Source organism: Mycobacterium sp. (assembly GCF_032162105.1).
In the GTDB taxonomy this organism is placed as follows: Bacteria; Actinomycetota; Actinomycetes; order Mycobacteriales; family Mycobacteriaceae; genus Mycobacterium.
The window spans coordinates 1-12,605 of sequence record NZ_JAVRPS010000604.1; the positions used below are offsets into that span (position 1 = coordinate 1).

The 12,605-nt window shown below is 65.0% G+C and carries 13 protein-coding genes and 2 pseudogenes; 6 read left to right on the forward strand and 9 right to left on the reverse strand.

The features are described from left to right. Window positions 1-7 precede the first annotated feature (7 nt). Window positions 8-226, reverse strand: a complete 219-nt coding sequence (locus QOC69_RS30810) for a hypothetical protein (protein WP_526446304.1) — start codon at window positions 224-226, stop codon at window positions 8-10. A 224-nt stretch (window positions 227-450) separates the two neighbouring features. Between QOC69_RS30810 and QOC69_RS30815 the strand changes: the two genes are divergently transcribed. Further along, window positions 451-627 carry a hypothetical protein gene (locus QOC69_RS30815; protein ID WP_526446305.1) on the forward strand — a complete coding sequence of 59 codons (177 nt, stop codon included), beginning with the start codon at window positions 451-453 and terminating at the stop codon, window positions 625-627. A gap of 45 nt (window positions 628-672) precedes the next feature. On the opposite strand, the gene QOC69_RS30820 is transcribed toward QOC69_RS30815, so the two are convergent. From QOC69_RS30820 to QOC69_RS30830, 3 genes are all read right to left on the reverse strand, one after another. Further along, a complete protein-coding gene (locus QOC69_RS30820; protein WP_526446306.1) occupies window positions 673-870 on the reverse strand; it encodes a hypothetical protein in 198 nt (65 codons plus the stop codon). A 20-nt stretch (window positions 871-890) separates the two neighbouring features. After that, on the reverse strand, window positions 891-1,049 hold the full coding sequence (locus QOC69_RS30825) for a DUF6307 family protein (protein WP_526446307.1): 159 nt from the start codon (window positions 1,047-1,049) through the stop codon (window positions 891-893). 75 nt (window positions 1,050-1,124) lie between these two features. Next, window positions 1,125-2,285, reverse strand: coding sequence for a N(5)-(carboxyethyl)ornithine synthase (locus tag QOC69_RS30830; protein ID WP_526446308.1), 1,161 nt, complete (start codon window positions 2,283-2,285; stop codon window positions 1,125-1,127). A 421-nt stretch (window positions 2,286-2,706) separates the two neighbouring features. On the opposite strand from QOC69_RS30830, the gene QOC69_RS30835 reads away from it, so the two are divergent. Continuing rightward, the gene (locus QOC69_RS30835; protein ID WP_526446309.1) at window positions 2,707-2,922 is read left to right on the forward strand and encodes a hypothetical protein; all 216 of its coding nucleotides are present in this window, start codon (window positions 2,707-2,709) and stop codon (window positions 2,920-2,922) included. A 26-nt stretch (window positions 2,923-2,948) separates the two neighbouring features. On the opposite strand, the gene QOC69_RS30840 is transcribed toward QOC69_RS30835, so the two are convergent. The 4 genes from QOC69_RS30840 to QOC69_RS30855 form a co-directional block, all read right to left on the reverse strand. Beyond that, the gene (locus QOC69_RS30840) at window positions 2,949-3,413 is read right to left on the reverse strand and encodes a hypothetical protein (protein ID WP_526446310.1); all 465 of its coding nucleotides are present in this window, start codon (window positions 3,411-3,413) and stop codon (window positions 2,949-2,951) included. A gap of 46 nt (window positions 3,414-3,459) precedes the next feature. Further along, entirely contained in the window at window positions 3,460-5,160 is a 1,701-nt protein-coding gene (locus QOC69_RS30845; RefSeq protein WP_526446311.1) for a metallophosphoesterase, read from the reverse strand. A gap of 126 nt (window positions 5,161-5,286) precedes the next feature. Further along, on the reverse strand, window positions 5,287-6,021 hold the full coding sequence (locus tag QOC69_RS30850) for a YwaF family protein (protein WP_526446312.1): 735 nt from the start codon (window positions 6,019-6,021) through the stop codon (window positions 5,287-5,289). Between the two features lie 168 nt (window positions 6,022-6,189). Then, complete coding sequence (locus QOC69_RS30855) at window positions 6,190-6,912, reverse strand: DUF4189 domain-containing protein (protein WP_526446313.1); 723 nt, start codon at window positions 6,910-6,912, stop codon at window positions 6,190-6,192. A 576-nt stretch (window positions 6,913-7,488) separates the two neighbouring features. Between QOC69_RS30855 and QOC69_RS30860 the strand changes: the two are divergent. Then, window positions 7,489-7,795: pseudogene (locus QOC69_RS30860) on the forward strand (twin-arginine translocation signal domain-containing protein). Here QOC69_RS30860 and msrB read toward each other — a convergent pair. Continuing rightward, window positions 7,792-8,337, reverse strand: a complete 546-nt coding sequence (gene msrB / locus QOC69_RS30865; RefSeq protein WP_526446314.1) for a peptide-methionine (R)-S-oxide reductase MsrB — start codon at window positions 8,335-8,337, stop codon at window positions 7,792-7,794. The pseudogene QOC69_RS30860 and the gene msrB sit on opposite strands and share 4 nt — an antisense overlap. A 140-nt stretch (window positions 8,338-8,477) precedes the next feature. Between msrB and msrA the strand changes: the two genes are divergently transcribed. The 3 genes and pseudogenes from msrA to QOC69_RS30880 form a co-directional block, all read left to right on the forward strand. Beyond that, window positions 8,478-9,245 carry a peptide-methionine (S)-S-oxide reductase MsrA gene (gene msrA / locus QOC69_RS30870; RefSeq protein ID WP_526446315.1) on the forward strand — a complete coding sequence of 256 codons (768 nt, stop codon included), beginning with the start codon at window positions 8,478-8,480 and terminating at the stop codon, window positions 9,243-9,245. A 31-nt stretch (window positions 9,246-9,276) separates the two neighbouring features. Beyond that, a pseudogene (locus QOC69_RS30875) lies at window positions 9,277-11,032 on the forward strand (cytochrome c biogenesis protein DipZ). Between the two features lie 182 nt (window positions 11,033-11,214). Further along, window positions 11,215-12,605, forward strand: a 1,391-nt coding sequence (locus QOC69_RS30880) for an alpha/beta hydrolase (protein WP_526446316.1), incomplete at its 3' end; no start/stop codon positions are given.

Below are 12,605 nucleotides of genomic sequence, written 5' to 3' on the forward strand. Positions count from 1 at the left end.
GTGGGGCTTACTTGTGGTTCTGGTGGTGGTGATGCACCGAGGTGCCGGGCTGGGGGGTGTTGGTCTGGTGCGGGAAGGCCGGGTGCTGGACCGGGGCGCTGATCGAGGGGCCGTTGGTGGTGACCGCGGTGTCGGCGTGGCTGGCGGTGGCGGTGCCTAGGGCGATCAAGGCGGGGGCGGCGAGCAGGGCGGCGGTGGCGGCGATCCGGCGGGTGATGGTGTTCATGTCAATCTCCGTGTGTGAGTGTGCTTTTGAGTTTCTCGGCCGGTGTGTTCCGGCGATGAGATAACTATGTCGCAGCACGAAGAAGGTGTATGTCCGCCAACCAGCCACTACACCCGATGAAGCCCGTGTCCCCCGATCGGGGGACACGGGCAACGCGTCGCCTGACGGCGCCAAACGGAGCAAATTGACACTGCCGACAGGGCAAACACGGTAAAAAGGCAGGTATGGCCTGTAATCACCAGTTCTCGATCTCGACCGAGGAGATCCTCGGCGTCGACGACGGACACCTGGTGATCCGGTACGTGAACACGTGCAAGGCGTGCCAGGCGGTGACCGGCCAGCACGTCCAGCGCAAGCCGCTGCCGACGACGGCCGGCGACACCGACGCTCCAGACGCCTGAAGAGGCGCTAAGTCGATCGGTTCGCGGGCGTGAGCCCGCGGTCGATCAACCCCAGAACCGGCTCTTCTTCCACTTCGACTGGTCGCCCTCTACGTCGGTCCACTCCCCCGACGCATAGCTGTACGGCACTTTCGCGCCGGTACGTACCACGTCCAACCTGCCGTCGTTGTGCTGGACGTAGGCGTCGCCGAACCGCATGTACTCGTCGGTTCCGCCGCCGGGGAGTGTCACGGTGACCGTCATGATCTTCGCCGAGTCGCCGCTCAGCGCACCTTCTCGGGGATCGAGCTCAGAGCGTGCAGGACGTGCACGGCCAGTTCGGCCGCAGCCTTGTCGCCAAGCTTGGAGTTAGCGGTGATGGTGTCCTTGACGAGATCGACACGTCGGTCGTAGGGAGAACGGAGCAGAGTTGGGGAGGCCATCGAATTTCCTTCGTAGTCGGGCATGTTCGCTCGAAACCGAGCTGCCCGATACTCGTGACATTACGCCGCCATCGGTCAGAGGGTGCCGGTACCCGCATGTGGGTAGTCGGGCACACGGTGTTGAAACGACAAGATGTCGGGGTTCCGGATGGTCCCGTCGAGAATCTCGACCGCTCGGGACACCGTCTGGTCTGCCTCCCATGCGTCGCGCCCGGCGAGCACCGTCGGCAGGTAGGGCAGAAGGGCCTCGCTGATCTCCCAGCTCGCGGAGTTCCACAGGTAGGACGGGCTGTGATCGACCGCGTAGTAGGTGATGTTGGCGCCGACGGTGAACGTCGGGTGCTCGAACGAGGTGGGCCGGGCCCAGCTGAAACCCATTGCCTCATCGCATGATACGTCGATGATGAGGCTGCCCGCACGGAACGCGGTGAGCCCGTCTTCGTCCAGAAAGGTCAGTGGTGCATTGGTGTCCTGTAACACGCAGTTGACGATGATGTCGTGCTCGGCCAGCAACGGGGCCAGCGGCACTCGGCCATCTGGGGTGAGCGCGAAACTCATCGACGCCCCGCCGGCAGGGTCCATGTCGTGCTCGAACTGGACGATGTCTGCCGAGTGAATCGGTGAGGCCACTTCGGTCACACCGCGGTTGGTGAAGATGTCGACGTCGTGGATCCCGTGTGCGCTCAGTGCCGTCACCGCACCCCGCGCTGTGGCGCCGAACCCGATGACGGCCGCCCGCAACCGGCGGCCGTACATGCCCGTCGACCCGACGAGCTCCAGGGCGTGCAGCACCGAGCAGTAGCCGGCAATCTCGTTGTTCTTGTGGAACACATGCAATTTGAACGAGCCGTCGTCACCCCACAGGTTCATCGCCTCGAAGGCGATCAGCGTTTGGCGTCGCTCGATGGCCTGCTCGGTCAGGTCGCGGTCCTGGACGCAGTGCGGCCAGCCCCACAGCACCTGGCCGACGCGAAGTTCGGCAAGATCGCTTGCCTCCGGCTTGATCAGCAGTATGACGTCGCACTCCGCGATCAACTGCTCGCGTGAGTGCACTCCGGCCGCCAGCTCCGACAGTTCCGCGTCGGTGACGCCGAAGCCCTCCCCGTAGCCACGCTCGAAATAGATGTTGGCGCGATGGTCGGCATCGATCCGGTCGAGATGTTGCGGATGGATCGGAACGCGGCGTTCGTTCTCCTTGCCGGTCCTGCCGATGACGCCGAGCTTGAGTTGAGGCACATGCCCTCCGGGGAATCGTCTGTCAAGCAGGACGCCATCGCTGCCCTCAGCGCCCACGTCGGCCACCGGCGGCCACTTGCGTGATCACTGTAACCGTTCGCCACACATCGGTGTCAACCCCATCTGTCAACGGTGTTGACATCACCAGGGAAGAGGCGTGTACTGGTGGTCTACTAGCGGATCAGAGGCCTCGAAATGCTCGTCATCGTTGGGCTTATCGCGATCCTCTCCGCTGGGCTCGCCGCAACCATGGGCATCAGGACCCGCGAACTGATCGCGACGGCCCAATGCTCGGCCATCACGCGTCGGGGTCGTGCGGCACCCTGCTCCACGTCGGCATCCACGTCAGCGCAATGGCGCTTCGGGGACTGAGCGTGCGGTTGACCGGTGCGCGCCGCACCTGGATCCGCGGTCGCACCCGATGAACACCAACGCCATCGCTCTGATCGTCGTCACCGCCATCGCCGCACTCGTGCTGGTGGGCATGCTCGTTGGGGTGGCGTTCAAGACGCGTTCACGCAAGCGCGGAGCGGCAGGCGGCTCCATCAGCGAGGAGATTGAAGCGGCCGCACGCGAGACTCCTCGTTCGGTGATCACACCGCACCAGCATCCCTCCCCTGACCATCTGACCGAGTAGGACGTGCAATGAAATCCCTTGTTGCATCACACATCCTGGGTTTGCTCATGACCATCACGGGTGTCGCGCTGATGGTGACCGTCGTGACGCAGTACGAGATGGTTCTGCTCAGCAGTCGCGGGGAATGAGCGGTGCGGGGTGGGACACAGTTCGCAGTAGCTATCGCCATTTTCGACACCAGGGCTGTTGACGGGCGGTGTGGGGACCCAATCCACAGCAGACTCATGGGAATAGCCGAGCAGCGAACCCCAGTCCGGGCTGGCCCGGTAGTCCAGCCCGCCCATGACGACCCCGAACCCGTGACGGGCGGCGGTGTCGAGGTAGCGCCCGTACATCCCGCGAAGCTCGGTCACGGCGCGCGGGTTGTCGAGCAACGGGAACATCGCGAACTGCTGCAGCTCGAACCCGTACTTGTACAGGATCTCGGTTTCCTGGCCGCCCTCGGTGAGGTAGTTCAGCCCAGGTTGCTGGTTCGGGAACTTCCTGGCCATATGGTTGCCTGTCCGAACCTGCACACTTGCTGTGAGCAAACCCAGATTAGGCCCGGACCTGGCGCCGGTAGGTGAGTTTGTCGAACTCGCGACCATATTCGTCGACGGCAACCACGTCCATCTCGCTGACCAAGACACCGGGGCGCACGTCGACTCGGATGAAGGCATAGCCGCGCAACCGCACCCGCGACCAGCCGACCGCCTCGTCCTGCTTGCCGCCGTCGGCATCCCAGACGTAGCTGTTGGGCACGAAGGTGTCGGCGAGCTCGTTCCCGCGGTAGCTTTCCAGCTCGCCGGGCTGAAAGTCGTACCGCGGCCGCCCACCGCATCCCACCGTGTAATAGACGGTGCCGTCGGTTTCGGGATAGACGATCCCGTTGTCGGCGGCGACGGTCGTTGGCGTGTTGGCCCGGATGGGGTCGGTGCGTTCGAAGACGTGGTTGTGGCCTTGCAGCACCAGGTCGACCTGATACCGATCGAAGAGCTTGGTCCAGGCCGCCCGTACTCCACCGTCACTGGCATGCGACGCGGTGGTGGAGTACGCGCAGTGGTGAAAGAAGCAGACGATGAAGTCGATGTCGGGATTCGCGCGGTGCGCCGCCAATGTGCGCTCCACCCAAGTGTTCTGGGCGCCGTGCGAGTAACCCGTGTTGGCGGTGATCTCATAGCTGACGTCGTTTGCGTCCAATGAGAGCACGGCGACGTCGCCGTACGTGAACGAATACACCGACGGGCACTTGGCGGGACCGTTGCCGGGAAAGTCCATCCGCGCCAGATGCCCGCCGTAGCCGTGCGTCGGGTATGCGGCCTCCATGTCGTGGTTGCCGGTGGCGAACATCCACGGCGTCGTCGACGCACTGGCCTCGATCAACCCGAAGTAGACGTCCCACACGAAGGGGTTGAACCTGTCGAAGCCGGAAGGAGGCTTGCCCGACTTCATGAACTTCGGAGGCTTTCCCGCACCGTCGGGGTCCGCGTAGGCGATGTCGCCCGCGAGCACGTGAAAGTCCGGGTTGGACGCGATGATCTGGTTCATCACGTTGGTGGTGTGCGGGACAGTGGGATCGTTGTCGGCCTTGTAGTAGTTGTCGTCGTAGTCGCCGGGAGTGAGGCCCGGCGGCAACAGGGGTGTCTCGTCGGTGCCCTGGTCGCCGATCATCGTGAACCGGAACGGGCCCACCGCATCTCGCGCACTGGGCATCCCGGTCGTCGCCGAGCGGACGTCGGTGATGAATCCGTCCGCGGTGCGCCATTGATAGAAGTGCGGCATGCGGCCAGGCAAGCCGTCAACGGGAGCGTGGGCGTAGAACTGTTCGGCCCCCAACACCCCGCCATCGCCTGCGGGAATCTGGGTCACCAGGTTGCGGACCTCCGCCTCGACGCTCGCGCCCAGCGCCGGCGTCGGCCCGTGGTCGAGGAAGACCTTGGTGCCCTTCGGGTTTCGCGACAGCTGCGCCGCGAGGCGCAACTGGCTGGAGGCATCGCTGCCATAGCCGACCCGCCGGTTTGCCACCGCCAGTTGCACGTCCTCGGCATAGGCACGACGACCGAACGGCGACAGCCCCACCGCGGCGACCGCCGCCGCTGCCGCCGAGCCGCGCAAGAAGTTCCGCCTCGACACGGGGTGGCGACGGAGATGGGCTCGATGCCACTCGTACTGCTCGGCCATCGACATGTTGGCGGCCACTGCCGGCGGAATTCCGGTATCAGGGATTTCCCCGGCAGTGCTCAAACGATTCGTAGGCACCAGTGGATGCTCGCGCACGTGCCTTCGTGCGGCCACCCGAGGGATCGAACCACCGGGAAACGTTCGGTTAACATCTCGCCGCCCGTCGTCCGTGTTGCGCGTAAGTCAGGGTTTCCTGCCTCGAGATCAGGCCACCTGCGGACGGTCGTTGGAACGTCGCCGTGTCCGCTGCCACGGCCAGGTCATGAGGGCCCACACGATGACGACGATCGTAGTCTCGGCGAGTACGTACAGCGGCCATGGGCCCAACACGTCAAGGAGTGACGCGGTAGGGGGCTTCCTGTTGAGGTAGCCGTAGTTGGTTCCCGCGAGCACGTTGAAGGTGAAGGTGAACGCCGCCCATACGAGGGTCGCGATGACCGCGAGGCGGTAGTCGCGCCACCGCGGCCGCATCCCACGCCCCCACGTGAGATAGATGGCCGCCCATACGACGAGCACGTGAAGCGCGAAGAACGTGACGAAGAGATGGTGCGGGAAATCTGGCGCGCCTTCCTCTGGCGTGCCGATGTCCGGTGTGATCAACGCTTGCGAGCTGAGGACGAGGCCCCAGTAGTAACCGAGCGCGAAGGCCCAATGCCGCTGCGACCACAGGGCGTAGGCCGCCGTCAGTTCCGCGATGTCGCACAACTGCAGCGGCACCGACGTGTCGAGGGTGGGCCGGATCAGTTTGTAGATCAGCGCGACGATGAACACCGCCAGAAGCAGGACCGCCAGAACGCGGCCGAGGAGCCGGGCCTGCGATTCGGTCTGCCTGCGGCCGATCCAGACGAGCGCCGCGGCCCCGAGCACGAACACCCCGAGCACCACCAAGTGCGACGGGCCGTACGCGGAGAACTCCCGTTGTGAGGCGAACAGCTCCATCTACTCCCCCAGTCTCGTCGCACGACCATTTCCCGCAGGACCAACTTGCCTCAGATCAACCTACAAATCGAGTACCGCCGGCCACCTCCGCGAACTACACGCGAGCGCAAGGCAACCGCCCGCTGCTCACGCACTGCCGGGTGTGAGCAGACGGCTGGCGGGTGCTGCTCAGAAGTAGGTCGTGGCCTGCGTGCTGGTCCCGTTGTCACACGTGATGGTGACGTTCCAGTTCCGGAACTGGGGAACGGCCGGGACGATCCTCAGGTCGTACGTGGAGTTGGCCGGCAACCCGAAGCTGCGGTTGAAGTTATCCGTCACGTACGTGCACTGCGACGCGACACCGCTGCGGTCGGTGATGTGAGCCTCCAGACCGCCCAGGACCGGATTGAACGAAACCGTTGGTCCCAGCTTTGGCGCAGGAGGCTGGCTGGGCGGCTGGCTCGGCGGTGGTTGCGATGCCCCATTCGAGCAGCCCGAAACGATGACCTTTGCGCCCTGCTGATTCTGCAGCAAGTTCTTGGCCTTGCTTTGGGCGACCGAAAGCGACGCGTCCGACGCGCCCGTCATTTCGCCGTAGTCGTTCGACGCGGCTGCGGCGCACGCGTTCGTGGCAATGACCTGGTTCACGCAATGGCTGCCGCCGTTGTTCACGCAGTTGGTGAGCGACGCGGTTGCGGCCTGGTCCTGACTGGCTGCTATCGCCGAACCTCCCGCCATTGTGACGGGGGGATTCTCGTTGATGAATCCGAGCGACAGCGCGATGTAGGCGTCAGGCGCTGCATTGGCCGGCGCAGTCGCGCCCACGAATCCGGCGACGGTGGCCGTCGCGGCGACTAGCACGATGGCCGCCATGATGTGCGGCCTTCGTCGTAAGGCGTTGCTTCTGGTCATGATGTCGTCCTTTTGCATCGGCTGTGTGGCCCGGGGTGGGGTCACATTCACTGAGCGGGCAGTGGCCGGAGCGGGACACTCCTCGTGGACGATTCTGTGGGGTCGCTGCGGGCGCAGTGTGTGCTGAGTATTCGCTGATTTGTAGCCAGTTCACCCGAAAATGGACAATTTGGTCTGGTAGCCGACCTGCGCCATGCGGGGGCGTTGGTAGCCAACCCCGCGGCGACTGCGGCCCGCCGCAGTGTCGAGCGTGCGGTGTCGTACGCAACACGCCGTTGGCGACCGTACGGATCCGCACGGTCGCCAACGCTACGACGCTTCTACGTACCGGTGTATTCGTCGCCGCATGCTGCGGACGCCTAGGTCCGTTACGTACGTCGGGGCCCGGTGCGTGCAGCTGGCCGGTAGGTACGGATTACCGCTCGCAGAGGGGATTCGTGGGCGTCAGCTGGGTCGCCACGCTGCCGCGCGACGTCAATCACAAGAGTGTTCATCGTGATGCTCTCAGCGCAGTTCGTGCTGGAGTGAATCACTTTTGGGGACATGCCTTTTCGAGGCATATTGACGGAGGGGGGAATGATGCCGATTAGTCGTCGCAAAGTCTTGGGCGGAGCTGGCCTGGCCGGGGCCGCAGCCGCGACCGGTGCAGGCGTCGACCGTCTTATCTCCAGCGGCACTGGCTATCACACTGACAAGGAAGAGCCAATGACCGATGATGCGGCACGCACCTGTTCCATCTCGGCGCTCAACGTTGCAGGTCGGAGGCATCCGCGAGCCGCACTGGCATCCCAGCGCGTGGTCCGCCGTCTTCGGCGTTCCCGCAGAGACGTTCAGCTCCTTCAAGAAGATCGACACCGCGATCGTCATCCTGCGATCGCCCTAGGTTTCTACGTCGGCCGGCCGAAACGTGAGCGCCACGCCGTCCATGCAATAGCGGAGGCCCGTCGGTTGCGGGCCGTCGTTGAACACGTGGCCGAGATGGCTGCCGCAGCGGCGGCAGAGCACTTCGGTGCGTGCCATGCCCAGGGAGCTGTCGCTGTGCTCGAGTACGGCGCTATCCATCGCCTTGAAGAAGCTCGGCCAGCCGGTGCCGCTATCGAACTTGGTGGTGGACGAGAAGAGGTCGAGCCCACAACCCGCACATCCGAAGATGCCCGCCCTGTGCTCGTCGTTGAGCGGGCTGGTGAAGGGCGTCTCGGTGCCTGCCTCGCGCAGGACGTTGTACTGCTCCGGGGTCAGCCGCTGCCGCCATTCCGCGTCGGTATGGGAAACCTCGAAGGTCTCAGTCGAGTTCTTCGGCGTATCGGCCCCGGCGAGGTTGCGCAGCGGTTCGCACCCGACCAGGGCGCCCAGCAATGCCGTGCCTAGCAGCAGGTGTCGTCGCGTCGGAGTCGTCCGCGGTTGCTGCGGCGTCCGGCCGGTCATACTCCGAGAGTAGGCCCGGCGGGGTCCGCGATCGGCTCGTCGGATCGTTTCGTCAGTAGTCGGTAACAACCGGCCTTAACAATTCGTGACGGCTGCCTGCAGGGGCCGTTGACGGCCTCGATGAGGAGGACACTGGCGGCGTGGAACTGAATGATCTCGAGGGCGCAACGCGAATTGTCAAGCGGCACAGGTGGGCACCCCTGGCGATCGGTGTCGGACTGGTGGCCTTGGCGGTGGCAGTGTTCATCGGTGTACGGCCGGCGATGCAGACAGTGAGCGCTGCGACGGAGTCGACCGCCGTTCCTGCGCCCGATGTCGACGAACCGTCACCAGCCGGAGTCACAAGCGAGACGGTGGTACTCGCGGGTGGCTGCTTCTGGGGCGTACAGGGTGTCTTCCAGCACGTCAAAGGGGTGACCCAGGCGGAATCCGGTTACGCCGGAGGGGATCAGTCGACGGCGAACTACGACACGGTCAGCACCGGCAGCACCGGACACGCGGAGTCGGTGCGCATCACCTACGACCCGACTGAGGTGACCCTCGGCCAACTCTTGCGGATCTACTTCTCGGTGGTGCAAGACCCCACACAACTCAACCGTCAGGGTCCCGACGTGGGCACTCAGTACCGATCCGCGATCTTCGCGCAGGACGATACGCAGAAGCGTGTTGCGGAGTCCTACATCGCCCAACTCAACCGCGACGCAGTCTTTTCCGGCCCGATCGTCACGACCGTGTCGCCGAAGGCCGAGTTCTTCCCGGCCGAGCGATACCACCAGGACTTCCTGAACTCGAACCCGACGTATCCGTACATCGCGGCCAACGACATGCCCAAGGTGAACGATCTCAAGCGGTTGTATCCGGACCTCTACCGCGACCAGCCGGTGCTCGTGCTCGCCGACGGCCACTGATCCGCGGCGCCGTCGGCTCCGAATACCAATCATGTTGACCCTTGCACTCATCGGCTTCCTCGGCGGCCTGATCACCGGCATCTCGCCGTGCATCCTGCCCGTTCTGCCCGTCATCTTCTTCTCCGGCGCACAAACCGGCTGCAAGGCGCAACCGGCAGTCACCGCGCAGGGTGGCGGCACCACGACCGCGGTCGTGGAAAGGCCGCCGATCTCGGACACGTCGCGCCCGTACCGTGTGATTGCCGGCCTGGTCCTGAGTTTCAGCATCGTCACCCTGGCCGGATCCGCACTGCTGACCTTGCTGCACCTGCCGCAAGACGCGATCCGTTGGGCAGGCATCGTCGCCCTGACCCTGATCGGAATCGGTCTGATCGTCCCGCAGTTCGAACAGATCCTGGAAAAGCCGTTCGCCCGCATCCCCCAGTTCAACGCCAGTGAAGGCCGCAGCGGGTTCGGGCTGGGCCTCGCCCTTGGCGTGCTGTTCGTGCCGTGCGCCGGGCCTGTCCTCGCCGCCATCGTGCTGGCTGGCGCTACCGGCTCCATCGGCGCCAACACCATCGTCCTGACCGTGTCGTTCGCGATCGGGACTGCGCTGCCACTGCTGGTGTTCGCCCTCGCAGGCCAACGGGTCGCCCAGCGCATCGGCGCGTTCCGCCGCCGCCAACGCCAAATCCGCGTCGCAGGCGGCGTCGTGATGCTCGTCTTCGCCGTCGCGATCGCCTTCAACCTGCCCGCCACGTTGCAACGCATCGTTCCCGACTACACCAGCGCCCTGCAGGACAAGGTCGGCGGATCTGAGCAGATCGCGGAGAAACTCAACCTCGGCGGCCTGGTCAACGATCAGAACAAGGACCTGTCGAACTGCACCGGCGGCGGCGCGAAGCTCGAAAGCTGCGGCACCGCACCGGATATCAAGGGCATCACCCACTGGTTCAACACACCGGGCGACACTGGACTCGACCTCAAGCAGTTGCGCGGCAAGGTCGTCCTGATCGATTTCTGGGCCTACCCCCCGCATCAACTGCCAACGCGCCATTCCGCACGTCACCGACTGGTACGGCAAGTACAACGACGCCGGCCTCGAAGTCATTGGCGTGCACAGCCCCGAGTACGCGTTCGAGAAGGTTCTGCCCAACGTCGAGAGCGGCGCGAAGGACCTCGGCATCACCTACCCGGTCGCACTGGACAACAACCTGTCGACGTGGACCAACTACCGCAATCGGTACTGGCCCGCCGAGTACCTCATCGACGCCACGGGCACGATCCGACACATCAAGTTCGGAGAAGGCGACTACGACGGCACCGAAGGCCTGATCCGCCAACTGCTCGCCGATGCCAACCCCGGCGTCGAGCTCCCGGCGCCCAGCGACTTCGCCGACACCACCCCGCAGGCACGCCTGACCCCCGAAACCTATCTGTCGGTCGGCAAGGCGAGTAACTACGGCGGCACCGGAACCTACGACCAGGGCGATTCGACCTTCGACTATCCGGCGACGTTGCCGGACGACACGTTCGCCTTCCAGGGGCCCTGGACGCTGGACTATCAGGGCGCCACCTCCGGTACCGAGACCTCCAGCATCGAGCTGAGCTACAACGCCAAGAACGTCTACCTCGTAATCGGCGGCGAAGGCACCGTCACCGTGGTCCGGGATGGCAAGACCACCGCGGTCCCGATCAGCGGCCCACCCACCTTGCACCAGATCGTGGCCGGCGATCAGATTCAACGCGGCCAACTCGAGGTACGCCTGAGCAAGGGGCTGCAGGCGTTCTCCTTCACCTACGGGTAAACGAAGCTGCGGTGCGGCTCGAGCGCAAGTCGCTGACCTTGGTGGCAGGCACAGGATTTTCATAAGAGCCTCGTGGCGGGTACCAGAAATCGCTACGACCTGCGGCAGGTGCGCTTACGGCCGGGACGGCTCTACCGTGGAGGCGGCCCGCGGCACCGACGCACCGGGCCCGGATCGTCTGGGTGAGAAGGGAAACCGCAAGCACCGTGTTCGGGCTGCCGCTCAATCCTCCGCCGATTCCGTCGCCGGCACCCACGCCCGCACCGCAATTGCCGCCGCCGGACTTTCATGCATTCCATAGCGGCGTCTCGCTGCTCGGCGGATGGTTTCCGCTCACCATCGAAATCGTCACGGTCGTCGCCTTGGTGGCCGTCGTGGGCTGGCGGACCAAACGCTGGCGCCTGCTCTGGGTTCCGGTGAGCGTTCTCATCGCGGTCCTCGGAGCGTTGGAGGCGCGGCTGTACACGGACTCCGAGGGGCTGGCCTCCGACCCGGCCCCGCTGACGCTGTGGATCTGGATCGGCGTCTTCGTGGGCACGGTCGCGGTGGCCGCGCTCGGCTGGCGCGGCACAGGGTGGCGGCGACGCACCCTGTCGGTGCTCGCGATCCCGTTGTCGTTGTTCGCCGCGTTGATGGCGCTGAATCAGTGGGTCGGCTACTACCCCACCGTGCAGGCTGCATGGGGCGGTCTGACGGCCGGCCCGCTGCCCGATCAGGTCGACGCAGGCAGTCTGCCCGGGCTCCGAGGCACCCACCCGTCGAACGGCAAGCTGGTCGAGGTCGACATTCCGGACACGGCAAGCGGTTTCAAGCACCGCAGCGAGTACGTCTACCTACCGCCCGCTTGGTTTTCCGGTGACACGCCGCCGCGACTGCCGGTGGTGATGATGATCGGCGGTGAGTTCAACACTCCGGCGGACTGGATGCGCAGCGGCAACATCAAGCCAGTCATCGACGGCTACGCCCAAGCTCACGGCGGCCAGGCGCCGATCTTCGTCTTCGTCGACTCCGGCGGCAGCTTCAACAACGACACCGAATGCGTCAACGGGCCGCGGGGCAACGCTGCCGACCATCTCACCAAAGACGTACGCCCCTATGTGATCTCCGAGTTCGGGGGCTTCCCCGACCCCGCCAACTGGGGCATCGTGGGGTGGTCCATGGGCGGTACCTGCGCGGTCGATCTCACCGTGACCCATCCCCAGCTGTTCCACGCATTCGCAGACATCGCCGGCGACCACGGACCGATCGCGGGCACGAAACAGCAGACCATCGACCGCCTCTACGGTGGCGACGCCGCGCAGTGGGCCGCCAACGACCCGACGACCGTGATGGCCAAGCACGGCCCCTACGTCGGGGTGTCGGGCTGGTTCGAAGACACCCCGAAGGTCTCCGACGAGCAGATGAAAAAGCTGCTTCCAGGTGGATTTCAGCCGCCGCCGCAGCCGGCGAACGCTCTGGGCCTCGGCGGTCACGACGAATTTCGCAACGGCGCCGAAGACCAGGTCGGCGCGGCCCAGGACCTGTGCGATGCCGCTACCAAGGTGAACATCTCGTGCTCGGTGCACACCATCGC

Bases quoted from the DNA above. Each gene is read 5' to 3' on its own strand.
- QOC69_RS30855 (WP_526446313.1), bottom strand. From the start codon at position 6,912: ATGACCAGAAGCAACGCCTTACGACGAAGGCCGCACATCATGGCGGCC.
- QOC69_RS30835 (WP_526446309.1), top strand. From the start codon at position 2,707: ATGAACACCAACGCCATCGCTCTGATCGTCGTCACCGCCATCGCCGCA.
- QOC69_RS30825 (WP_526446307.1), bottom strand. From the start codon at position 1,049: ATGGCCTCCCCAACTCTGCTCCGTTCTCCCTACGACCGACGTGTCGAT.
- QOC69_RS30820 (WP_526446306.1), bottom strand. From the start codon at position 870: ATGACGGTCACCGTGACACTCCCCGGCGGCGGAACCGACGAGTACATG.
- QOC69_RS30810 (WP_526446304.1), bottom strand. From the start codon at position 226: ATGAACACCATCACCCGCCGGATCGCCGCCACCGCCGCCCTGCTCGCC.
- QOC69_RS30850 (WP_526446312.1), bottom strand. From the start codon at position 6,021: ATGGAGCTGTTCGCCTCACAACGGGAGTTCTCCGCGTACGGCCCGTCG.
- QOC69_RS30815 (WP_526446305.1), top strand. From the start codon at position 451: ATGGCCTGTAATCACCAGTTCTCGATCTCGACCGAGGAGATCCTCGGC.
- QOC69_RS30840 (WP_526446310.1), bottom strand. From the start codon at position 3,413: ATGGCCAGGAAGTTCCCGAACCAGCAACCTGGGCTGAACTACCTCACC.
- msrB (WP_526446314.1), bottom strand. From the start codon at position 8,337: ATGACCGGCCGGACGCCGCAGCAACCGCGGACGACTCCGACGCGACGA.